General features: G+C 73.2%; 19 protein-coding genes, 1 tRNA gene and 1 other RNA gene. 7 read left to right on the top strand and 14 right to left on the bottom strand.

All coding sequences use genetic code 11. The annotated features are described in order from the left end of the window. Window positions 1-105 precede the first annotated feature (105 nt). Entirely contained in the window at window positions 106-1,092 is a 987-nt protein-coding gene (locus ABD249_RS12460; RefSeq protein ID WP_425546335.1) for a TadA family conjugal transfer-associated ATPase, read from the bottom strand. 304 nt (window positions 1,093-1,396) lie between these two features. Between ABD249_RS12460 and acs the strand changes: the two genes are divergently transcribed. Beyond that, window positions 1,397-3,343 carry an acetate--CoA ligase gene (gene acs / locus ABD249_RS12455; protein ID WP_344344038.1) on the top strand — a complete coding sequence of 649 codons (1,947 nt, stop codon included), beginning with the start codon at window positions 1,397-1,399 and terminating at the stop codon, window positions 3,341-3,343. A gap of 64 nt (window positions 3,344-3,407) precedes the next feature. Here the strand turns inward: acs and ABD249_RS12450 are convergent, their stop codons facing one another. Continuing rightward, window positions 3,408-3,866 carry a RidA family protein gene (locus ABD249_RS12450; protein ID WP_344344036.1) on the bottom strand — a complete coding sequence of 153 codons (459 nt, stop codon included), beginning with the start codon at window positions 3,864-3,866 and terminating at the stop codon, window positions 3,408-3,410. Then, on the bottom strand, window positions 3,863-4,015 hold the full coding sequence (gene sp36, locus ABD249_RS12445; protein ID WP_344344034.1) for a Sp36 family protein: 153 nt from the start codon (window positions 4,013-4,015) through the stop codon (window positions 3,863-3,865). The genes ABD249_RS12450 and sp36 overlap by 4 nt, the downstream gene beginning before the upstream one ends. A gap of 53 nt (window positions 4,016-4,068) precedes the next feature. On the opposite strand from sp36, the gene ABD249_RS12440 reads away from it, so the two are divergent. The 3 genes from ABD249_RS12440 to ABD249_RS12430 all read left to right on the top strand — a co-directional run bounded on the left by ABD249_RS12440 (window position 4,069) and on the right by ABD249_RS12430 (window position 7,703). Next, window positions 4,069-6,645, top strand: a complete 2,577-nt coding sequence (locus ABD249_RS12440; protein WP_344344032.1) for a transglycosylase domain-containing protein — start codon at window positions 4,069-4,071, stop codon at window positions 6,643-6,645. Window positions 6,646-6,700: 55 nt separating this feature from the next. Next, complete coding sequence (locus tag ABD249_RS12435) at window positions 6,701-7,597, top strand: metallophosphoesterase (RefSeq protein WP_344344030.1); 897 nt, start codon at window positions 6,701-6,703, stop codon at window positions 7,595-7,597. Between the two features lie 29 nt (window positions 7,598-7,626). Beyond that, window positions 7,627-7,703: transfer RNA gene (locus tag ABD249_RS12430), tRNA-Pro, on the top strand. Window positions 7,704-7,844: 141 nt separating this feature from the next. On the opposite strand, the gene ABD249_RS12425 is transcribed toward ABD249_RS12430, so the two are convergent. The 8 genes from ABD249_RS12425 to ABD249_RS12390 all read right to left on the bottom strand — a co-directional run bounded on the left by ABD249_RS12425 (window position 7,845) and on the right by ABD249_RS12390 (window position 17,253). Continuing rightward, window positions 7,845-8,444: a thymidine kinase gene (locus ABD249_RS12425; protein WP_344344028.1), complete on the bottom strand. Its 600-nt coding sequence runs from the start codon at window positions 8,442-8,444 to the stop codon at window positions 7,845-7,847. A gap of 43 nt (window positions 8,445-8,487) precedes the next feature. Next, window positions 8,488-9,120: a helix-turn-helix transcriptional regulator gene (locus tag ABD249_RS12420; protein WP_344344026.1), complete on the bottom strand. Its 633-nt coding sequence runs from the start codon at window positions 9,118-9,120 to the stop codon at window positions 8,488-8,490. Between the two features lie 138 nt (window positions 9,121-9,258). Next, entirely contained in the window at window positions 9,259-10,791 is a 1,533-nt protein-coding gene (locus tag ABD249_RS12415; RefSeq protein WP_425546334.1) for a malate:quinone oxidoreductase, read from the bottom strand. Window positions 10,792-10,873: 82 nt separating this feature from the next. Further along, window positions 10,874-11,917: an aspartate-semialdehyde dehydrogenase gene (locus tag ABD249_RS12410; protein WP_344344022.1), complete on the bottom strand. Its 1,044-nt coding sequence runs from the start codon at window positions 11,915-11,917 to the stop codon at window positions 10,874-10,876. Next, window positions 11,914-13,185 carry an aspartate kinase gene (locus ABD249_RS12405; protein WP_344344020.1) on the bottom strand — a complete coding sequence of 424 codons (1,272 nt, stop codon included), beginning with the start codon at window positions 13,183-13,185 and terminating at the stop codon, window positions 11,914-11,916. Before ABD249_RS12405 ends, ABD249_RS12410 begins: the two co-directional genes overlap by 4 nt. 72 nt (window positions 13,186-13,257) lie before the next feature. Next, window positions 13,258-13,857, bottom strand: coding sequence for a recombination mediator RecR (gene recR, locus ABD249_RS12400; protein ID WP_344344018.1), 600 nt, complete (start codon window positions 13,855-13,857; stop codon window positions 13,258-13,260). Next, the gene (locus tag ABD249_RS12395; protein ID WP_344344016.1) at window positions 13,857-16,202 is read right to left on the bottom strand and encodes a DNA polymerase III subunit gamma and tau; all 2,346 of its coding nucleotides are present in this window, start codon (window positions 16,200-16,202) and stop codon (window positions 13,857-13,859) included. Before ABD249_RS12395 ends, recR begins: the two co-directional genes overlap by 1 nt. Before the next feature lie 148 nt (window positions 16,203-16,350). Further along, window positions 16,351-17,253 carry a hypothetical protein gene (locus ABD249_RS12390; protein WP_344344014.1) on the bottom strand — a complete coding sequence of 301 codons (903 nt, stop codon included), beginning with the start codon at window positions 17,251-17,253 and terminating at the stop codon, window positions 16,351-16,353. A gap of 261 nt (window positions 17,254-17,514) precedes the next feature. Here ABD249_RS12390 and ABD249_RS12385 point away from each other — a divergent pair, with 261 nt between their 5' ends. Then, window positions 17,515-18,423, top strand: a complete 909-nt coding sequence (locus ABD249_RS12385) for an aldo/keto reductase (protein ID WP_344344012.1) — start codon at window positions 17,515-17,517, stop codon at window positions 18,421-18,423. A gap of 31 nt (window positions 18,424-18,454) precedes the next feature. After that, window positions 18,455-18,551, top strand: an RNA gene (gene ffs, locus ABD249_RS12380) — signal recognition particle sRNA small type. A gap of 22 nt (window positions 18,552-18,573) precedes the next feature. Here the strand turns inward: ffs and ABD249_RS12375 are convergent. Genes ABD249_RS12375 through pta form a run of 3 tightly spaced genes read right to left on the bottom strand, consistent with a single transcriptional unit; the run spans window position 18,574 to window position 22,058 of the window. Next, window positions 18,574-18,747: a hypothetical protein gene (locus tag ABD249_RS12375; protein ID WP_344344010.1), complete on the bottom strand. Its 174-nt coding sequence runs from the start codon at window positions 18,745-18,747 to the stop codon at window positions 18,574-18,576. A 9-nt stretch (window positions 18,748-18,756) separates the two neighbouring features. Further along, window positions 18,757-19,944: an acetate/propionate family kinase gene (locus ABD249_RS12370; RefSeq protein ID WP_344344008.1), complete on the bottom strand. Its 1,188-nt coding sequence runs from the start codon at window positions 19,942-19,944 to the stop codon at window positions 18,757-18,759. Continuing rightward, window positions 19,941-22,058, bottom strand: coding sequence for a phosphate acetyltransferase (gene pta / locus ABD249_RS12365; RefSeq protein WP_344344007.1), 2,118 nt, complete (start codon window positions 22,056-22,058; stop codon window positions 19,941-19,943). The genes ABD249_RS12370 and pta overlap by 4 nt, the downstream gene beginning before the upstream one ends. Before the next feature lie 215 nt (window positions 22,059-22,273). On the opposite strand from pta, the gene ABD249_RS12360 reads away from it, so the two are divergent. Continuing rightward, a partial coding sequence (locus ABD249_RS12360; protein ID WP_344344005.1) for a hypothetical protein occupies window positions 22,274-22,537 on the top strand: 264 nt, incomplete at its 3' end.

The raw sequence follows: 22,537 nt of genomic DNA, 5'->3' as shown, positions 1-22,537 counted from the left end.
CGCTGCGTGCGATCGACGCCGACGTAGCCCCAGGCCGCGTGCAGCGGGACCCCGCCAGCCGTGACGGCCGCGAGCCGCCGCACGTGCGTCGCGACGGCCTCGAGCTCAGTCGCGCGCACCGACGACCTCGAGCCGATCGCCGCGCACCGCGAGGGCGCCCAGCGCGGCGATGCGGCGCCGGTCGCCGACGCGCTCGACGTGCAGCACCGCGTCGATCGCGCTCGCCGCCTGCCTCGCGGTCGCCTGCGGCGAGAGGCCGGCGAGCGCGCCGAGCGCCTCGAGGCGTGCAGGCACGTCGGCGAGGGCGTTGGCATGCAGCGTGCCGGCGCCGCCGTCGTGACCCGTGTTGAGCGCCGCGAGCAGCTCGCGCACCTCGGCGCCGCGGCACTCCCCCAGCACGAGGCGATCCGGCCGCATGCGCAGCGCCTCGCGCACGAGGCGTGCGAGGTCGACGACGCCGGCCCCCTCGAGGTTCGCCTGGCGCGTCTGCAGCGCGACGACGTGGTCGTGGCGGATGCGCAGCTCGGCGACGTCCTCGATCGTGACGATGCGCTCGCCGGGCGCCGCCGCCGAGAGCATCGCGCCCAGCAGCGTGGTCTTGCCCGAGCCGCCCGCTCCCGTCACGAGCAGGTTGGCGCGCCGGGCGACGAGCGCGTCGACCGTCGCGCGCGGCACGCGCTCGAAGGCGCCGGACGCCTCGAGCGCGTCGAGCGCGAGCGCCTCGGCGCGCGGCAGCCGGATCGACACCTGCGTGCCCGCCACCGCGACCGGCGGCAGCGCGACGTGGACGCGGATGCCGTCGTGCAGGCGCACGTCGACGCACGGCGTCGCCTCGTCGACGTGGCGGCCTCCCGCCTCGACGAGCCGCACGGCGAGCGCACGGGCGCGTGCCTCGTCGAGCACGAGCGGCGAGGCGACGGCGCCCGAGCCGCGATCGACCCACACGCGGCCCGCGACGACGAAGACGTCGGTGACCGAGCCGTCGCCGACGAGCGATGCGAGCTCGCCGAACTCGCGCATGGGCTCGCCCGTCGCGCCGAGCCTGGGTGCGCCGTCGGTCGTCGAGCCGGCGACGAAGGGGATGCCTGCCATGCCCGCGACGATGCCGACGCGCCCGGCCGGCGGCGCCCGCCGGCATCCGCCCTGTGGACGGTCCGGGGCTGTGGAGCCGTCGCGGACGTGGAAGGCGGCGCCCATTGGGGGGAACGGACGCCGCCGCAGACGCACGGATCGGGGGAATCCACGCGGTCTGCCATGTCGACACGGGATCGACAGTCGGAGCATACCCCGGGCCCTTCCCGGGCGAGCGGGCCGGGGAGGCAACCGATCGCAACCGGTGACGTCGGGGCATCCCATAGGGTCGATCCGTCACGTTCGCATGCAAGGGAGCACCGACATGGCGGAGCACATCGACCACCTCCTCACCGGCGAGGGACGCACGTTCCCGCCGAGCGAGGCCTTCCGCGCCGACGCCGTCGTCGACGAGCGGATCTACGACGAGGCGCGGGCCGACCGCCTGGGGTTCTGGGCCGATCGCGCCCGCGAGCTGCACTGGCACCGGGACTTCACGGAGGTCCTCGACTGGCAGCCGCCGCACGCGCGCTGGTTCGGCGACGGGCAGCTGAACGTCGCCTACAACTGCCTCGATCGGCACGTGGAGGCCGGGAACGGCGACCGCGTCGCGCTGCACTGGGAGGGCGAGCCGGGCGACCGCCGCACCATCACGTACGCCGAGCTGACCGACGAGGTGCGGCGCCTCGCGAACGTCCTCGAGTCGCACGGCGTCGGCGCGGGCGACCGCGTCGCCATCTACCTGCCGATGCTGCCCGAGGCCGTCGCTGCCATGCTCGCCTGCGCGCGCATCGGCGCGATCCACTCCGTCGTCTTCGGCGGCTTCAGCGCCTCGAACCTGCGCATGCGCATCGACGACGCGAGGGCGACGTTCGTCATCACCGCCGACGGCACGTGGCGCAAGGGCAAGGTCCTGCCGCTCAAGCCCGTCGTCGACGAGGCGCTCGCGGCCGACGGCCACGACGTCTCCGGCGTGCTCGTCGTGCGCCGCGGCGAGAACGAGATCGAGTGGGTCGAGGGCCGCGACCGCTGGTACCACGAGGCGATGGCCGACGCGTCGGCCGAGCACGAGGCGCCGGCGCTCGATGCCGAGCACCCCCTCTTCATCCTCTACACGTCGGGATCGACGGGGAAGCCCAAGGGCATCCTGCACACCTCCGGCGGCTACCTGACGCAGGCGGCCTTCACGCACCGCGCGGTCTTCGACCTCCACCCCGAGACCGACGTGTACTGGTGCACCGCCGACGTCGGCTGGATCACGGGCCACTCCTACGTCGTCTACGGACCGCTCGCGAACGGCGCGACGCAGGTGCTCTACGAGGGCACGATGGACACCCCGGGCCCCGGGCGCCCGTGGGAGCTCATCGAGCGCTACGGCGTCACCATCTTCTACACCGCGCCCACGGCCATCCGCACGTTCATGAAGCTCGGCCGACAGCACGTGCAGTCCTCCGACCTGTCGAGCCTGCGCGTGCTCGGCACCGTCGGCGAGCCGATCAACCCCGAGGCGTGGCTCTGGTACCGGGAGGTCGTCGGCTCGGGCATCGCCCCGATCGTCGACACCTGGTGGCAGACCGAGACGGGCGCGATGATGATCGCTCCCCTGCCGGGCGTCACGGCGCTGAAGCCCGGCAGCGCGCAGGTGCCGCTGCCCGGCATCGCGATCGACGTCGTCGACGACGCGGGCACGGTCGTCGCCGACGGCGAGGGCGGCCTGCTCGTCGTCACCGAGCCGTGGCCGTCGATGCTCCGCACGATCTGGGGCGACGACGACCGGTATCGCGAGACGTACTGGGAGCGGTTCGGCGACCGCTACTTCGCCGGCGACGGTGCGCGCCGCGACGCCGACGGCGACATCTGGCTGCTCGGCCGCGTCGACGACGTCATGAACGTCTCCGGCCACCGGCTCTCGACCGCCGAGATCGAGTCGTCGCTCGTCGGCCACGAGTCGACGGCCGAGGCGGCGGTCGTCGGCGCCTCCGACGAGACGACGGGCCAGGCGGTCGTCGCGTTCGTCATCCTGAAGTCGCGCTTCGCCGACGCGCAGTCCCTCGAGGAGTCCGAGCGCACGCTGCGGGCGCACGTCGCGTCCGACATCGGGCCGATCGCCCGCCCCCGCCAGGTCTTCATCGTCCCGGACCTGCCGAAGACGCGCTCGGGCAAGATCATGCGCCGGCTGCTGCGCGACCTCGCCGAGGGCCGCGACCTCGGCGACACGACGACGCTCGCCGACCAGGGCGTCGTCGAGGCGATCCGCTCGCAGCTGCGCTGACGCCCGACGCGACGCGCCCCTCCCCGGCTCGGGGAGGGGCGCGTCGTGCGTGGGGCGGGAGGCGTCAGGCGAACTCGGCGATCAGCTCGATCTCGACGGGGGCGCCGAGCGGGAGCTCGGCCACGCCCACGGCGCTGCGCGCATGCACGCCCGCCTCGCCCAGCAGCTCGCCGAGCAGCTCGGACGCCCCGTTCACGACGCCGGGCTGGCCCGTGAAGCCGGGAGCGCTCGCGACGAAGCCCGTGACCTTCACGATGCGCGTCACGCGATCGAGCGAGCCGATCTGCGACTCGACGGCGGCGAGCGCGTTGAGGATGCACGTCGCGGCGTAGCCCTTCGCGTCCTCGGCGCTCACCTCGGCGCCGACCTTGCCCGTCGCGGGCAGCGCGCCGTCGACGAACGGCAGCTGGCCCGACGTGTAGACGTGATGGCCGGAGACGACGGCGGGCACGTAGGCCGCGACGGGCGGCGCCACCGCCGGCAGCGCGAGCCCGAGCTCGCGCAGCCGATCGGCGACGCTCACGCCTTCGGCCGCTTCAGGAAGGCGACGAGGCCGCCCTCCGCGCCCGTGGCGATGTGCACGAGCTCCCAGCCGTCGGCACCCCAGTTGTTGAGGATCGCCGTCTCCTTGTGGATCAGGAGCGGTGTCGTCGCGTACTCCCAGGTCGTCATGGGGCCTCCTCGCCTCGCAGGCGTTCATAGATGCGTGCCGTACCCTCGCTAGCATGTCAGCCCGCTCGACCGCCAAGCACAAGCCGGGGTCCCTGCTCGGGAGCCTCCTCGGCCTCGTCGGCTTCAGCGTCGTCGCCGGCCTCCTCGTGAGCGCCACCGTGACCCCCGCCGTCGCCGTCGCATCGAGCACCGCCAACAGCGGTCTCGACCTCTTCGAGAACCTGCCCGAGTTCGCCCAGATCGAGGAGCAGTCCGAGGTCTCGACCATCTACGGGCGGGACGGCGACGACACGCAGGTGCCGATCGCGGAGTTCTACAGCCAGAACCGCGAGATCATCACGCTGTCGCAGGCCGGCTCCTGGGCGCCGCTCGCGGCGATCGCCGGCGAGGACCGCCGCTTCTACGACCACGGCGGCGTCGACGCCCCGTCGATCGCGCGCGCCGCGCTCGGCCAGGTCACCGGCGGCTCGGGCGGCGCGTCGAGCCTCACGATGCAGCTCGTGCGCCAGCAGATCGTCGAGGTCGCCTGCCAGGTCGACCCCGCGACGCAGGAGCGCTTCGACCCGGACCTGTGCGCCGACCAGACGACCGACTCGTACGGCCGCAAGCTGCAGGAGATGCGGTTCGCGATCGGCCTCGAGCAGCGGTACACGAAGAACGAGATCCTCGCGGCGTACCTCAACATCGCGAACTTCGGCAACGCGACCTACGGCATCCAGGCGGCGGCGCAGCGCTACTTCGGCATCAACGCCTCCGAGCTCTCGATCGCGCAGGCGGCGTCGATCATGACGATCGTGCAGAACCCGTCGACGCTCAACCTCTTCACGCCCGACAACTACGAGCGCAACGAGGTCCGTCGCAACTACATCGTCGACGCGATGCTCGACGTCGGCTACATCACGCAGGAGCAGCACGACGAGGCCGTCGCGACGCCGGTCGACGACGCGTTCATGAACGTGCAGCCCGCGGGCTCGGGCTGCATCGCCTCCTTCTACGGCTCCACCGGCTTCTTCTGCGACTACGTGCAGGAGCTCCTGCGCCAGCCGCAGGCCGACGGCACCTTCATCCTCGGCGGCGACCAGGAGTCGGCGACGCGCACGCTCAACCTCGGCGGCCTGCAGATCTACACGTCGATCGACGTGGGCCTCAACGAGGAGGTGCAGTCGACGCTCGACACCTACGCGCCGAACACCGAGCAGCGGCTCGAGCTCGGCGGCGCCGTGACGATGCTCGAGGTGGGCACGGGCCGCGTCCTCGCGATGGCGCAGAACAAGGACTACGCCAACGTCGACGACGCGCCGTACACCGCGACGGGCATCAACTACAACGTCGACCGGCAGTACGGCGGCGGCGGCGGGTTCCAGCCCGGCTCCGGCTACAAGATCTTCACGCTCGCCGCGTGGATCGAGGCCGGCTACTCCGTCAACACCTCGCTCGACACCACGCGTCGCCCGCGCAACGTCCAGACGTGCAACGGCGCCACGGCCAGGTTCGACCCCCAGAACAACGAGGGCTTCTCCTCCGCACGGCAGAACGTCACGGGCATCTTCGTCAACTCGATGAACACGGGCGTGACGGAGATGGGCACGCGCGTCGCGGTGTGCGACGTGCAGGACGTCGCGAGCCGCATGGGCACGACGCCCGCGAACTCGAACGGCTACACGCCCGACGACGCGCTGCCGTCGTGGCTCATCGGCACGGCCGGCAACGTCACGCCCATGTCGATGGCCGAGGCGTTCCAGACCATCGCGAACGGCGGCGTGCACTGCGAGCCGCGCGCGATCGACAGCATCGTCGCGCGCGACGGCACCCAGGTGCCCGTGCCGCCGCAGGACTGCGAGCAGGCCATCACGCCCGAGGTCGCCTCCGTCATGCAGTTCGTGCTGCAGGAGGTCACGAACCGCAACCCGGCCAACAACCCTCCCGGCAACGCGCCGGTCGTGTCGAAGACCGGCACGAGCGACAACGTCGTGCAGACCTGGGTGAACGGCGCGTCGTCGTCGGTCGCCACGAGCGTGTGGGTGGGCAACATCCGCGGCAACGTGGGCCTGCTCGACGCCGCGGGCGGCAGCAGGGAGCTCTGGAACGTCCGATCGGCGGTCTTCACGAACGTCATGGCCGACGCGCTCGCCCGCTACCCCGGTGGTCAGTTCCTGCAGCCGGACGCCGAGACCCTGCAGGGCAACGCCGTCGCGCTGCCGAACGTCGCCGGGCAGACGCCCGACGAGGCACGCGCGACGCTCGAGGGCGCGGGCTTCTCGGTCGTCGTCGGCTCGACGGTCGCCGGTGCGCAGGAGGCCGGCCGCGTCGAGTACACCTCGCCGGGCGCCGACTCCCTCGTGCTGCCGGAGGCGTCGATCACGCTGCTCATCAGCGACGGCTCGCAGTTCCAGCCACCGGAGTCCGCCATCCCGAACCTCGAGGGCCAGTCGCTCGCGGATGCGAGAGGCACGATGTCGTCGAGCGGCTTCGATCCGGCGAACCTGCAGATCACCTGGGCGCAGGTGCCGGGCGACCAGCGCTGCCAGGTGCTCGACCAGAACCCCGACGCCGGCACGAACGGGCCTCCCACGGCGCCCGTCTCGATCGTCGTCGGGTCGAACCGGGCGGGCCAGGACCCTGGCTGCTGACGGCGCCGGGCGCGGCCTCGGCGTCGCCGCCGGCGCCGTCGCGGGCATCGGCCTCGTGACGGCGGCATACGCGACGCTCGTCGAGCGCACGGCCTTCCGGGTGCGGCACGAGACCATCCGCGTGCTGCCGGCCGGCAGCGCCCCCATCCGGGTGCTGCACCTCGCCGACCAGCACCTCGCCCCGTGGCAGCGCGGCAAGGTCGAGTGGCTCCGGTCGCTCGCGGCGCTGGAGCCCGACCTCGTGGTCTCCACGGGCGACGCCCTGGGGCACCGCGACGCCATCCCCGCCCTCGCCGCCTCGCTCGAACCGCTGCGCGGCGTGCCCGGCGTGTTCGTGCACGGCTCGAACGACTCGTTCGGCCCCGTGCTGAAGAACCCGCTGCGCTACCTGCGCGGGCCGTCCTCGCAGCCGGGCGACGTGCGCGCACCCGACCTCGACACCGCGGCGCTCGAGGCCGCGTACGCCGACCTGGGCTGGCTCGACCTCGACAACGCCGCGCGCGGCATCGAGCTGCGCGGCACGCGCCTGGCGCTCTTCGGCGTCGACGACGCCCACAACGAGTGGGATCGGCTCGACGTCGTCTCGGAGGCGCTCGGCGCGCTCCGCGCCGACGCCGACTGGAGCGCCTCGACGGGCGGACCGGTCATGATCGGCGTCACGCACGCCCCCTATCGCCGCGTGCTCGACGCCTTCGTGGCCGAGGGGGCCGACGTCATCTTCGCCGGGCACACCCACGGCGGCCAGGTGCGGGTGCCCGGCGGCCGCGCGCTCGTCGCCAACTGCGACGTGCCGCTCGCGCAGGCGTCCGGCCTGTCCACGTGGCGTCACGGGGGCGCTGCGGCGGCCCTGCAGGTGTCGCAGGGCATCGGCACGTCGATCTACGCCCCCTTCCGCCTCGGCACGCCGCCGGAGGCCGTGCTCGTGTCGCTGGAGGCCCGCCGCATCGGCTAGCATGGTCAGGTTGCCGGAAGCGGCAGCACCGGGGTGTGGCGCAGCTTGGTAGCGCGCGTCGTTCGGGACGACGAGGCCGCAGGTTCAAATCCTGTCACCCCGACCAGAGGCTCCTCCTGCCGGAGGGGCCTTTCGTCATGCGCGCTGCGTCATGCGCGCTGCGTCATGCGCGCTGCGTCATGCGCGCTGCGTCATGCGCGCTGCGTCATGCGCGCTGCGTCATGCGCGCTGCGTCATGCGCGCTGCGTCAGGCGAGCGCGCCGCCGGACTCGCGCAGGTAGCACGTCGCGCAGAGCGACTCGTAGGCGACGGCCTCCCCGTCGATCGCGACCTGGTCGCCCTCGAACACGAACCGCTCCCCCACGCGCCTGCCGTTGAAGACGGCCTTGCGACCGCAGCGGCAGATCGTCTTCAGCTCCTCGAGCGAGTGCGCGATCTCCATGAGCCTCGCCGACCCCGGGAAGGCGTGCGTGCGGAAGTCGGTGCGGATGCCGTAGGCGAGCACGGGCACGTCGTGGAGCACGGCGATGCGCAGCAGGTCGTCGACCTGCTCGGACGAGAGGAACTGCGCCTCGTCGACGAGCAGGCATGCGATGGCGTCGCCGCCGGGTGCCCCACCGGTCGCGTGCACGAAGGCCGCGAGCATCGACGCCGTGGGCTCGACGACGAAGTCGGCCGCGCGCGTGACGCCGAGCCGCGACACGATGGCGTGCTCGCCCTTCGTGTCGGCCGCGGGCTTCGCGAGCAGCACCCGCTGGCCGCGCTCCTCGTAGTTGAACGCCGCCTGCAGCAGCGCCGTCGACTTGCCGGAGTTCATCGCCCCGTATCGGAAGTACAGCTTCGCCACGAGGAACCAGGCTAGGCCATGCGTGCCGCGTGGTCGCTGCGGGCTAGAGGATGCCGTCCTCCGTGGCGCGGACGATGAGGTCGGCGCGCTTGCCGGCGGCACGGTCGACGGCGGCGTACTTCTGCCGCACGCGACGCAGGAAGGTCTTCGCCGTCTCGTACTTGACGTTCATGGCCGTCGCGACCTGCTGCGTCGAGTAGCCCTGCACGTAGAACGTGAGGGCCTGACGCTCGCCGGGGCTGAGTCGCGGGCGCTGCAGCGGCGCGCTGCGACGCACGGGCGGCGTCTGCCGCTGGCTCGCGCGGCGGATGGACTGCACGATCTCGAGCATGGGCGTCTTGCGGGGCAGCGCCTCGGCAGCACCGGCCTGCAGGGCCTGGTGGTGGTCGACGGCCCGATCGTCGGCGACGATGACGACCTGCGAGCCCGCGGCGACGCAGGCCTTGATGCGCGAGGCGATCGTCGTCGACTCGTGGCGCAGCTCGCCGATGAGCGTCACGTCCGGCGGGAAGGACGGGTCGGTCGCGAAGTCGCGGAAGGTCGACGCGCAGATGACCACCTCGACGTCCGGCGCGTTCCGCTCGAGCCAGACCCGCAGCGACTCGAGCAGGATCGCGAAGTCGTCGATGATGCCCAGGGTGATCCGGCCCCGGGTCCGCACTGCGTCCGAGCCCATGCTTCGGATGGTACTCCAGGAACTGAGCAAGCGTCACAACTTATCCACAAACCGGAGCGGGACGCGGGTTCTCGCGGAACGACGCCATCGCGACGCAACGAACCCGCGTCGATCACGACGCCTCACGCGTCGGTTGCGTCAGGCCGTGATGCTCGCTCGTGCGGCCTCGGGCTCGGCGCCCATGGCGTCGACGCGCGGTGCATCGATGCCCAGCACCTGCGCAGTGCGCGCCATGCTCTCGCGTGCGACCTCGCGGTCGTCGTTGAGCCGGACGCCGAACGAGGGCACGAGGCGCTCGACCTCGCCGCGCCAGCCGGCGAAGCGATCGGGGAAGCAGCGCTCGAGGATCGTCAGCATGATCGGCGCGGCCGTGGACGCGCCGGGCGAGGCGCCGAGCAGGCCGGCGATCGTGCCGTCGGCACCCGTGACGATCTCGGTGCCGAACTGCAGCACGCCGCCCTTCTTCGCGTCGCGCTTCATGACCTGCACGCGCTGGCCCGCCTGGATGAGGCGCCAGTCGGAGGCCTTCGCGTTCGGCACGAACTCGCGCAGCGCCTCCATCTGCTTGTCCTTCGTGGACAGCACCTCGCCCGCGAGGTACGAGACGAGGCCGAGGTTCGCGAGGCCGGCGCGGATCATCGGGTACAGGTTGTGCAGGCGGATCGACGTGAAGAGGTCGAGGTTCGAGCCGGTCTTGAGGTACTTCGGGCTGAACCCGGCGTACGGGCCGAAGAGCAGGCTCGTCTCGCCGTCGACGACGCGGGTGTCGAGGTGCGGCACCGACATCGGCGGCGCGCCGACGCTCGCCTTGCCGTAGACCTTGGCGAGGTGCCGCTCGACGATGGCCGGGTCGTCGGTGCGCAGGAACTCGCCCGTGATGGGGAAGCCGCCGAAGCCTCGGGCCTCGGGGATGCCGGACCTCTGCAGCAGGTGCAGGGCGCCACCGCCGGCGCCGACGAACACGAAGCGCGCGCGGACGCGCGAGGGCGTGCGGCCCACCTCGTCGCGCAGGCGCAGCGTCCACAGCCCGTCCTTGCCGCGGCGCAGGCCCTGGACCTCCTTGCCCGTGCGCATGCGCGCGCCGCCGCGCTCGATGCCCGCGAACATGAGGCGCGTGAGCGCGCCGAAGTCGACGTCGGTGCCCGAGGTGATGCGCGTCGCCGCGATCGGCTGGTCCTTGCGGCGGCCGGGGACGAGCAGCGGGGCCCACTCGCGGATGACGCGGACGTCGGTGGAGAACTCCATGCCCTCGAAGAGCGGCTCGTCCTTGAGCGCCTCGTAGCGGCGGCGGAGGTAGTCGACGTTCGCCTCGCCCCACACGAAGCTCATGTGCGGCGTCGCGGAGATGAAGGCGCTCGGGTCGGGCAGGAAGCCGTCCTCGACGAGGGACGCCCACAGCTGCCGCGACACCTGGAACTGCTCGTTGATCTCGACGGCCTTCGCCGGCGAGATGGTGCCGTCGGGGCCCTCGGGCGTGTAGTTGAGCTCGCAGAGGGCCGCATGGCCCGTGCCCGCGTTGTTCCAGGGGTTCGAGGACTCCTGCGCCACGTCGGGGAGGCGCTCGAACACCTCGATGGACCACTCCGGCTCGAGCCTCTGCAGGAGAGCGCCCAGCGTGGCGCTCATGATCCCGCCACCGATCAGGGCCACGTCGATCGTCTTCATCGGCATCCATGCTACTCGCGTGTCGGCGACCGTGCGCCATCGCGGGGCGACGGGACGGACCGATCGGTCCGCCCGTCACCCGCGCGGGTCAGCGCGCGATGCGCGCGGCGAGCAGCTCGGCGATCTGCAGCGCGTTGAGCGCGGCGCCCTTGCGCAGGTTGTCGCTCGAGAGGAACAGCACGAGCCCGCGGCCCTCGGGCGCCGAGCGGTCGGGCCGGATGCGACCGACGATCGTGGGATCGGTGCCGGCGGCGTCGAGCGGCGTGGGCACGTCGGCGAGCACGACGCCTGGGGCGTCGGCGAGCAGCGCCCGCGCCCGCTCGGCGTCGATCGGCCGGGCGAACTCGGCGTGGATCGAGAGGGAGTGCCCCGTGAAGACGGGCACGCGCACGCAGGTGCCCGCGACGAGGAGGTCCGGCAGCTCGAGGATCTTGCGGCTCTCGTTGCGGAGCTTCTGCTCCTCGTCGGTCTCGCCGTCGCCGTCGTCGACGATCGAGCCCGCGAGCGGCAGGACGTTCATCGCGATGGGGGCGACGTAGCTCACCGGCTCGGGCAGCGTGAGGGCGTGGCCGTCGTGCGTCAGGCGCTCGGGGTGCTGCGCGACGGCCGAGACGAGCTGCTCGCGCAGCTCCTCGACGCCCTTGAGGCCCGTGCCCGAGACCGCCTGGTAGGTCGAGACGACGAGGCGCGTGAGGCCCGCCTCGACGTCGAGGGGCCTCAGCACGGGCATCGCGGCCATCGTCGTGCAGTTCGGGTTCGCGACGATGCCCTTGGGGATGGACTCGAGCGCGTGCGGGTTCACCTCGGAGACGACGAGCGGCACCTCGGGATCCATGCGCCATGCGGAGGAGTTGTCGACGACGACGACGCCGGCCGCCGCGAAGCGCTCGGCCTGCGCGCGCGACGTCGTGGCGCCCGCCGAGAAGATCGCGACGTCGAGCCCCGTGGGGTCGGCGATCGCGGCATCCTCGACGAGGATCGCCTCGCCGCGCACCGTGAGCCGCGAGCCCGCCGAGCGGGAGGAGGCGAAGAGCCGAAGCTCGTCGAGCTCGAGCCCGCGCTCCTCGAGGAGCTCGATGACCTTGCCGCCCACCTGGCCCGTCGCGCCGACGATGCCGAGCCGCAGGCTCATCGGCCCGTCCCCGCGTGGACGACGGCGTCGGTGTCGGCGTCGAGGCCGAACGCCGAGTGCACGACGCGGACGGCGTCGTGCAGCTGCGCCGCGCTCGTGACGACCGAGATGCGGATCTCGCTCGTCGAGATGAGCTCGAGGTTGATGCCCGCGTCCGACAGGGCGCGGAAGAGCTTCGCCGAGACGCCGACGTTCGTGCGCATGCCGGCGCCGACGAGCGCGAGCTTGCCGATCTGGTCGTCGTGCAGCACCTGCTCGAACCCGACCTCCTCCCGCGCGGCCTCGAGGGCTGCGAGCGCGCGCGCCGCATCCTCCTTCGGCAGCGTGAACGTGATGTCCGTGCGGCCGGTCGCGGCCGCCGACACGTTCTGCACGATCATGTCGACGTTGGCCTCGGCCTCCGCGACGATCGTGAAGATGCGCGCGGCGGTGCCGGGCACGTCCGGCACGCCGACGATCGTGATCTTGGCCTCGCCGAGGTCGCTCGCGACGCCGACGATCTGGGCTTCCTCCATCGTCCCCTCCTTCTCGGGGTCGTAGACGATCGTGCCCTCCTGGTTCGTGAACGAGGAGCGCACGTGCAACGTGACGCCGTGGCGCCGGGCGTACTCGACGCTGCGGATGTGCAGCACCTTCGCCCCGGCGGACGCGAGCTCGAGCATCTCCTCGCTCGTGATCCGATCGACCTTGCGGGCGCGGGGCACGATGCGCGGATCGGTCGTGAACACGCCGTCGACGTCGGTGTAGATCTCGCACACGTCGGCGCCGAGCGCGGCGGCGAGGGCGACGGCGCTCGTGTCCGAGCCGCCGCGGCCGAGGGTCGTGATGTCGCCCGTGACCTTGTTGAAGCCCGCGAAGCCCTGCACGATGACGATGCGTCCCTCGTCGAGCGCGGCGCGGACACGACCGGGCGTGACGGAGACGATGCGCGCCGAGCCGTGGGTCGCGTCGGTGAGCATGCCGGCCTGGCTGCCCGTGAGCGACAGCGCCTCGCCGCCCATCGACGTGATCGCCATCGCGAGCAGCGCCATCGAGATGCGCTCGCCGGCGGTGAGGAGCATGTCGAGCTCGCGGCCGTGGGCGGGCAGGCCCGGCACGACCTCGTGCGCGAGGTCGAGCAGCTCGTCGGTCGTGTCGCCCATCGCGGACACGACGACGACGACGTCGGCGCCGCGCCTGCGGGTCTCGACGATGCGCTTCGCCACGCGCTTGATGCTCTCGGCGTCGGCGACGCTCGAGCCGCCGTACTTCTGCACGATGAGGCTCACGGGAACTCCTGTGGGGATGGGCGAAGCCTCAGTCTAGGGTCGCGCGCATGCGCCCACCGGCCGCGCGACGCCTCATGACGAGACCTGCCTGCGCCCCTCGAACGCGCGTCCGAGCGTCATCTCGTCGGCGAACTCGAGGTCGCCGCCGACGGGCAGCCCGCTCGCGAGGCGCGTGACCGTCATGCCGAGCGGCGCGAGCGTGCGGATGAGGTAGGTCGCCGTCGCCTCGCCCTCGACGTTCGGGTCGGTCGCGATGATGACCTCCTGCACCGTGCCGTCCTGCAGCCGGCGCAGCAGCTGCGCGATGCGCAGCTGATCCGGCCCGACGCCCTGCATGGGGTTCAGGGCGCCGCCGAGCACGTGGTACAGCCCGCGGAACTCGCGGGTGCGCTCGATGGCGACGACGTCCTTCGGCTCCTCGACGACGCAGATCGTCGTGGGCACGCGGCGCGGATCGCGGCAGATGATGCAGCGCTCCTGCTCGCCGACGTTGCCGCAGATCTCGCAGAAGCGCACGCGGTCGCGCACCTCGGCGAGCACGCGCGAGAGGCGCGACACGTCGAACGACTCGGTCTGGATGATGTGGAACGCGATGCGCTGCGCAGACTTCGGGCCGACGCCCGGGAGCCTGCCCAGCTCGTCGATGAGCTCCTGCACGATGCCGTCGTACATCAGCGCATCCCCTCCGGCCCGTCGAGGGCGATCTCCTCGATGAACTCGGCGCCGAGCTCCTCGCGCACGACGGCCTCGCCGTACCGTGCGTCGTCGAGCGCGGTGCGGCGGGCGTCGACGACGGGCGCCTGCTCGACCGCGGCGGCCGTGGCCTCGACGGCGGCGACCGCGACGGCGTGGTCGACGACCTGCTCCTCAGGACCCCACGGATCGTCGGGCGCCTCGGCGTCGGGCACGCCGCCGCTCGGCGCCGAGGGCGCGCGAGGCACGACCGGCGCGGGCGGCGCCGGCGTCGAGGCCGTTGGCGACGGCGAGGGCGTGCGGATGGGCGTGACGACGGCGTCGGGCCGGGCGTCGGCCTCGGGCTGCGCGCTGGGGATCGTCGCGACGGCCCAGCCACCGCCCGTGGTGCCGGCGGCGGCCACCGTCTGGGCGCTCGTCTGGGCGCTCGCCTGGGGGCGGGCCGCAGGCGCGGCGGCGCGCGACGCCGGCGCGGTGCGCGACGACGCGGAGGCAGGCTCGGGCGGCGTGCTCGGGGACGGCGTGCTGGCGGACGACGTGCTCGCGGACGGCGTGCTCGCCGGCGCCGCCTCGACGCGGGGCGCAGGCTCGCTCGGCGTCGGCGCAGGCTCCTGGTCGACGTCGTCGCCCGGCGTCGGCTGCGAGGGGCGCGGGCGCGGCCGCGTGCCCTCGGGTGCGCCGATGAGCCGACGCTGGTAGCGCACGGCCAGGCCGAGGACGTGGTCGATCGAGGCGCGGAGGTGCTCCGCCGGGCTCGTCGCGCCGCCGGGCTTCGCCGGGAAGGCCTCGAAGTCGCCCTGGTTGCGGAACCCCATGAGCAGCACGCCGTCGTCGAGCGCGAGCACCTCGGCCTGCGACACGAGCAGCCACGCCGGCCTGCTCGCAGCGCCCAGATGCGTGAGGACCTCGTCCCACGCGTCGCGCAGCTGGTCGACGCTCACCGTGCCCGCGGCAGCGGCGGCGGGCACCGGGGTCGCGGTCGGCTCCTGCTCGGGCGCCGTCGGCTCGGGCGCCGTCTGGTCGGGCGCGGACGACTCGATGCGCGCGACGGCGGGACGTGCGGGCTCGGCTGCCGATGCCGGGGCCAGGGGCTGCTGGGCCGCCGGCTGCGCGGACGCCGGCTGCGCGGCCTGCGCGTGCGGCGCTGCGTCCGCCGTGGCACCGGCGACGCCGATGCGACGCTCGAGGCGCTCGACGCGCGCGAGCGTGCCGAGCTCCTGGTCGCCCGCGGCGGGCACGAGCAGGCGCGCGGCCATGAGCTCGAGATGCACCTTCGGGCTCGTCGCGCCCGTCATGTCGGTGAGGGCCTTCGCCACGACGTCGGCAGCGCGAGAGAGCTCGACGGGGCCGAACGCGCGCACCTGGCGCAGCATGGCGTCGAGCTCCTCCTGCGGGACGCCGTGCAGCAGCGACGCGGGATCGTGGGCCGCGCGCACGACGATGAGGTCGCGCAGGCGCTCGAGCAGGTCGTCGACGAAGCGCCGCGGATCCTGGCCGGACTGGATGACGCGATCGACCGCCGAGAACAGCGCCGAGGCGTCGTGGGCGCCGAGCGCCTCGACGGCGTCGTCGAGCAGGCCCGCGTGCGTGAACCCCAGGAGCGCGACCGCCTGCTCGTAGGCGACCGTCGGCGTCTCGGACCCCGCGATGAGCTGGTCGAGGATCGACAGGGTGTCGCGCGCCGAGCCGCCACCCGCGCGGATCACGAGCGGCAGCACGCCCGCCTCGGTCTGCACGCCCTCGCGCTCGGTGAGCTCGGCGACGTACTCGAGCATCGGGGCGGGCGGGATGAGGCGGAAGGGGTAGTGGTGCGTGCGCGAGCGGATCGTGCCGATGACCTTGTCGGGCTCGGTCGTCGCGAAGATGAACTTCACGTGCGGCGGCGGCTCCTCGACGATCTTGAGCAGGGCGTTGAAGCCCTGGGACGTGACCATGTGGGCCTCGTCGAGGATGAAGATCTTGAAGCGGTCGCGCGCCGGCGCGAACGCCGCCCGCTCGCGCAGGTCGCGCGCATCGTCGACGCCGTTGTGGCTCGCCGCGTCGATCTCGACGACGTCGAGGGAGCCGCCGCCGTCGCGGCTGAGCTCGACGCACGAGTCGCACGTGCCGCACGGCGTCGGCGTGGGCCCCTGCGCGCAGTTGAGGCAGCGGGCGAGGATGCGCGCGCTCGTCGTCTTGCCGCAGCCACGAGGGCCGGAGAAGAGGTAGGCGTGGCCGACGCGGTCGCCGCGGATCGCCGCGCTCAGCGGCGCGGTGACGTGCGCCTGCCCGATGAGCTCGGCGAACGACTCCGGTCGATACCGGCGATAGAGCGCTGCGACCATGCACGTCAGGCTACCGGCGGCCACCCACGCTCGCGGACGGCGAGGGAAGGTGCCGCGCGCGCGCGCGGACGACGCCGGCGGGCGCGGACGTGCGCGCGACCCCGCACCGCGAGGATGCGGGGCCGCGCGCATGCGGGGCGTCAGCGGATCAGCGCTGGGCCGTCCGGATCCGGCGCATCACGAGACCGGCGCCGACGATCGCCAGCAGCGCACCGATCACGAGGATCGGCGTCACGTCGAAGCCCGTGCGCGGCAGCGCCTCGGCGGACGCCGTGGTCGTGGTCGGCGGGGTCGTCGTGCTGCCCTGCGACGGCGCGGGTGCCGTCGCGTCGGGCGTCGTCCCCGGCGTGGTCACCGGCGGCGAGGCGGGCGGCGATGCGGAGCCCGAGGGCTCGACCACGGGGGTGTCGCTCGGCGGGGTCGACGGGCCGCTCGGCGGCGTGGACGGCTCGCTCGGCGGCGTGGACGGCTCGCTCGGCGGGGTCGACGGCTCGCTCGGCGGGGTCGACGGCTCGCTCGGCGGCGTGGACGGCTCGCTCGGCGGGGTCGACGGCTCGCTCGGCGGGGTCGACGGCTCGCTCGGCGGGGTCGACGGCTCGCTCGGCGGCGTGGACGGCTCGCTCGGCGGGGTCGACGGCTCGCTCGGCGGCGTGGACGGCTCGCTCGGCGGGGTCGACGGCTCGCTCGGCGGGGTCGACGGCTCGCTCGGCGGGGTCGAGGGCACCACGATGGGCGTCGTCGAGAAGCTGTAGTGCGAGACGGCCTTGCCGCTCGGGTGCGCGATCGTGATCGAGGCGACCGGCTGGGCGAGCGTGACGTAGACGGGGCCGTCGCCCTGGTTCGCCGAGCCGCCCTTGACGCAGTAGCCGGTGATCAGCTGGCCCGCGGGCGCCGTGAGCGTCACGGTCTGCGGGTCGCCGGTGGTGTCGATCTTGCCGCTCGAGAGCGGCGCGCACACCTGGTCGTTGGCGGCGGCGGCCGCGGATGCGCCGATCGCGAGCGCGCCGACGCCGATCGCCGTGCTGGCGAGGACCGCCAGCACGGAACGCATGGACTTCTTCATCGTGTGCCTCCTGAGACCTCGTCACCGTGACAGGGGCCTCGCGCGGGCTGAGGGCGATGGGTGACGATCCGACCGATACCCCTGCTGTCAGGGGTACCGATCCGGTGCGATCCGTAGGGGACACGCGTCCGCGTGCTCCTCGGCCGACGCCCTGCGCGAGGCAGGGTCGCGGCCGCTCGCGACGCGCCCGGATGCTCCTCGCAGGACCGCCGCGGGGAATCCCGCGCCGCCGTGCGCGTTGGCACACGCATGACGAACCTCGACCACGGACCCCTCGTCCTCGGCGGCAACGCCTTCGGCTGGACGACCGATCGCGACGAGTCGTTCGCGGTGCTCGACGCCTTCCTCGCCGCGGGCGGGCGCTCGATCGACACCGCCGACGTGTACTCCGCATGGGTGGACGGCAACGCCGGCGGCGAGTCCGAGGCGATCCTCGGCGAGTGGACCGCGTCGCGCGGCGTGCGCGATCGCGTCGTCGTCGCCACGAAGGTCTTCCAGCACCCCGAGCGCCAGGGCCTCTCCCCCGCGAACGTGCGTGCGGCGCTCGACGACTCGCTGCGCAGGCTGCAGACCGACCACGTCGACGTCTACTACGCGCACCGGGACGACCCGGACGTGCCGCAGGAGGACGTGGCGGCCGTCTTCGACGAGCTCGTCCGCGCCGGCAAGGTGCGCGAGATCGGGGTGTCGACCTTCGAGCCCGCCCGCGTGCGGTCCCTCGTCGCGATCGCCGACGAGGCTGGGCTCGCCCGCCCGACGACGAGCCAGGACCGCTACAACCTCGTCTCGCGCGAGGTGGAGGCGGAGCTGCTGCCGACGCTCGCCGACCTCGGCCTCGTCGAGGTCCCCTACCCGTCGCTCGCGTCGGGCTTCCTCACCGGCAAGTACCGCCCGGGCGTCGCGGTCGACTCGCAGCGCGCAGGTGCCGCGGCCTCCTACCTCGAGGTGCCGCGCAACGTCGCGCTGCTCGACGTGCTCGACGACGTCGCCGCAGCCCACGGCACGACCGTCGCGGCCGTGTCGCTCGCGTGGCTCCGGCAGCAGCCGCTCGTCGCGGCCCCGCTCGCGAGCGCCCGCACGCCCGAGCAGCTCGCCCAGCTGCTCGCGTCGGTCGACGTCGAGCTCACGGCCGACGAGCTCGCGCGCCTCTCGGCGTAGCACGAGGGCTCGCCGAGCCGGTATCGTGGTGGTCGGCTCCCCGCGTGGCGCCATCCAGGCCAACTCCCCCAGGGCGGAGACGCAGCAAGGGTAACCGGGCTCTGGCGGGTGCGCGGGGAGTCTTCGCACGTCCCCGGCCGGACGGCGCGGCTACTCGGCGGGCTTGCGCAGCAGCAGTCGCAGCGCGACGAAGACGATCACGGCCACGACCGCGACCATCGCCAGTCGGGCGACGAGCCACGCGAGGCTCAGCATCGCGTCGACGACGAACCACGCGATGACCACGGCGACGACCACGCCGACGATGGTCCAGACGTTCCGCATGCTCCCAGGCTAGACGCCGACGACCGCGGCCGCCTGCGTCGCGATCTCGAGCTCCTCCTGCGTCGGCACGATCCACACCTGCACGCGCGAGTCGTCGGTCGAGATGCGTCGCTCGCTCGGGCCGGAGGCGTTGCGCTCGGGATCGAGGCGGATGCCGAGCTCGTCGAGGCCGTCGAGCGCCGCCGCCCGCACCTGCGCGACGTTCTCGCCCACGCCGGCGGTGAAGGCGATCGCGTGCGCGCCGCCGAGCACCGCGAGATACGCGCCGATCGTCGAGCGCAGTCGGTGCGCGAGCACCTCGAGCGCCTCGACGGCGTGGTCGACGCCCGCGGCCGCCGCGATCTGCACGTCGCGCATGTCGCCGGAGCCCGTGAGCCCCAGGAGCCCCGAGCGCTTGTTGAGCAGCTGGTCGAGCTCGTCGACGCCGAGTCCGGCGACGCGGTGCAGATGCGTCAGGACGCCGGGGTCGACGTCGCCGGAGCGCGTGCCCATCACGAGGCCGGCGAGCGGCGTCATGCCCATCGACGTCTCCACGGAGCGCCCGCCGTCGACGGCGCACGCGCTCGCGCCGTTGCCGAGGTGCAGCACGATCGTGCGCGTGTCCTCGAGCGGTCGCTCGAGCAGCTCGGCGACGCGGCGCGAGACGAACTGGTGGCTCGTGCCGTGGAACCCGTACTTGCGCACGCGGTGCTCGTCGGCGACCGAGCGGTCGATCGCGTAGCGCCACGCCGCCCGCGGCAGCGTGCGGTGGAAGGCGGTGTCGAAGACCGCGACGTGCGGCAGCGCGGGGAACGCGACGCGGGCCGCGCGGATGCCGAGCAGGTTCGCGGGGTTGTGGAGCGGCGCGAGCGGCGCGAGGTCGTGGATCTGCGCCTCGATGCCGTCGTCGACGACCACCGCGCCGTCGAAGCGCGCGCCGCCCTGCACGACGCGGTGGCCGACGGCGACGAGCCCGGCGTCCTCGAGCGACGGCCCGTGCTCGCCGAACGCCGCGAGCACCCAGCGGAAGGCCTGCTCGTGGTCGCCGACGTGCAGCTCGGCGTCCGTGCGCACGTCGCCCGCGACGTGCCGCGCGCTCGAGCGCGCCTCGCCGATCCGCTCGACGATGCCGGAGGCGAGCGCCGCGCCGGAGCCGAGCTCGACGAGCTGGTACTTGAGGCTCGACGAGCCTGCGTTCACGACGAAGACCGAGCTCATGCGTCGCCCTCCCGAGCGTCCCGCGGCGCCGCGGCCTGGGACTGCGCCTGGATGGCCGTGATGGCGACGGTGTTGACGATGTCCTGCACGAGGGCGCCGCGCGACAGGTCGTTGACCGGCTTGTTGAGTCCCTGCAGGACGGGTCCGATCGCGAGCGCGCCCGCGGAGCGCTGCACGGCCTTGTACGTGTTGTTGCCGGTGTTGAGGTCGGGGAAGACGAAGACGGTCGCCCTGCCTGCGACGTCGCTGCCCGGCATCTTCTTCGCCGCGACGACGGGATCGGCGGCGGCGTCGTACTGGATGGGGCCCTCGACGAGCAGCTCGGGCGCACGCTCGCGCACGAGCGCCGTCGCGGCGCGCACCTTGTCGACCTCGGCGCCCGAGCCGGACTCCCCCGTCGAGTACGACAGCATCGCCACGCGGGGGTCGATGCCGAAGTCGCGCGCGGTCTGCGCCGACGAGATCGCGATGTCGGCGAGCTCGGTGTCGGTCGGCTCGGGCACGACGGCGCAGTCGCCGTAGACGAGGACGCGATCGGCGAGCGCCATGAGGAAGACGCTCGAGACGACCGAGACGCCCGGCTTCGTCTTCACGACCTCGAAGGAGGGGCGGATGGTGTGGGCCGTCGTGTGCGCGGCGCCGGAGACCATGCCGTCGGCGTCGCCGAGGTGCACCATCATCGTGCCGAAGTACGACACGTCGACCACGCGCTCCCACGCGTCCTCGAACGTCACGCCCTTGTGCGCGCGCGCCGCGGCGTACGCCTCGGCGTAGCGGGTGCGCAGCTCGTGGTCGGTGGTGGCGACGATCCGGGCGCCCGCGAGGTCGAGGCCGAGCTCGGCGGCGCGGGCGCGCAGCGGCGCCTCGTCGCCGAGGATCGTGAGGTGGGCGAGGCCGCGCTGCAGGATCGTCGAGGCCGCCTGCAGGATGCGATCGTCGTCGCCCTCGGGCAGCACGATGTGGCGCACGTCGGTGCGCGCTCGCTCGATGAGCCCCTGCTCGAACATGAGCGGCGTCACGACGGTCGAGTCCTGCAGCTCGAGCAGGTCGAGCAGCGCATCGACGTCGACGTGCTGCTCGAACAGCGCGAGCGCCGTGTCGCGCTTGCGCTGCGTGCCGGTCGAGATCGCGCCTCGCGTGCCCGCGATGCGACGCGCGGTCTCGTAGGTGCCGTGGGGCGATCGCGCGATGGGCATCGTGAGGTCGAGGCCGTCGATGAGGCGCTGCACCGCGGGCGCGAGGTCGAAGCCGCCGTTGAGGATGATGCCCGCGACCGTCGGGAACGACTCCGATCGCTGCGCGAGCAGCGTCGCGACGACCACGTCGGAGCGGTCGCCCGGCACGACGACGATGCCGCCGTCGATGAGGCGGTCGAGCACGTGCTCCATCGACATGCCCGCGACGACGGTGCCGAGCGACTCGCGCTGCGTGAGCGCGGCATCGCCGCCGACCATCTGCGCGTCGGTGGCGTCGAAGAGCTGCTGCACCGTCGGCGCGCCGAGGATCGGGTCCTCGGGGATCGCCCACACCGGCACGTCGATGCCCGCCGCCCGTGCGACGCCCTCGATCGCGTCGGCGTCGACGTCGCTGCGGTTGACGACGAGGGCGGCGAGGCGCGCGTGCCCGGCCCGCAGCTCGGGGAGGGTGAGCTCGCCGAGCTGCCCGAGCGCCTCGACCGATCGGGCGGCGCCCGTCTCGGGGTCGCGCCCGCCGAGCACGAGCACGACGGGCGCGCCGAGGTTGGCGGCGACGCGTGCGTTGAAGCCGAGCTCGGTGGGGCTGCCGACGTCGGTGTAGTCGGAGCCGACGATCACGATGGCATCGAAGCGGTCCTCGAGCAGGTGGAAGCGGGACACGATCGTCGAGAGCGCGGCCTCGGCGTCCTCGTGCACCGCCTCGTAGGTCGTGCCGATCGCGTCGTCGTAGTCGAGGTGCACGGCGTCGTGCGCGAGCAGCAGCTCGAGCACCGCGTCGCGCTCGGTCGTCGAGCGCGAGACGGGCCGGTAGACGCCGACGCGGCCGACGCGACGCGAGAGGGCGTCGACGAGGCCGAGGGCGACGATGGACTTGCCTGCGTGCCCCTCGGGGGAGGCGATCAACATCCGTGAGGTCACCGCTCCAGCCTAGGGACGAGCCTCGACCGGCGCGACCGGGGTGGACCAAGCAGCATAGGACATGAGCGGAACTCAAGGAAGCGGGATGCGACTTCGGTTGGTCACGACTGGGTAACGCTTGGCCGTGTCCCTCGTGTGCCCCACCTAGGTTGATGCACAACCTCTCGTCCCGCCGATCGCGTGGGACGGGCACCTGTGACGAAGGACACCATCCTGTGAGCACCACCACGCACCGCCGTGTCACGCTCCGTCGTTGCCTCGCCTCGCTCGCCGCCGTCAGCCTCGGGCTCGGCGCAGGCTTGGTCGGCACGACGGTCGCCTCGGCAGCCGAGACCCCCGCCGCCCCCATCGACACGAGCGCGTTCGAGGACGGACGCTACATCGTGCTGCTGGCCGACGACGCCGCCGCCCTCTACACCGGCGGCCTCCCCAACCTGCAGCGGACGGCGCCCACCGGCACCGCGAGCCTCGACGACGAG

Origin of the sequence: Agrococcus versicolor (assembly GCF_039531815.1) — a bacterium.
Classification (GTDB): domain Bacteria; phylum Actinomycetota; class Actinomycetes; order Actinomycetales; family Microbacteriaceae; genus Agrococcus; species Agrococcus versicolor.
Note: the sequence above shows the minus strand (reverse complement) of the source record. Positions and strands in the feature narration are given on the sequence as shown.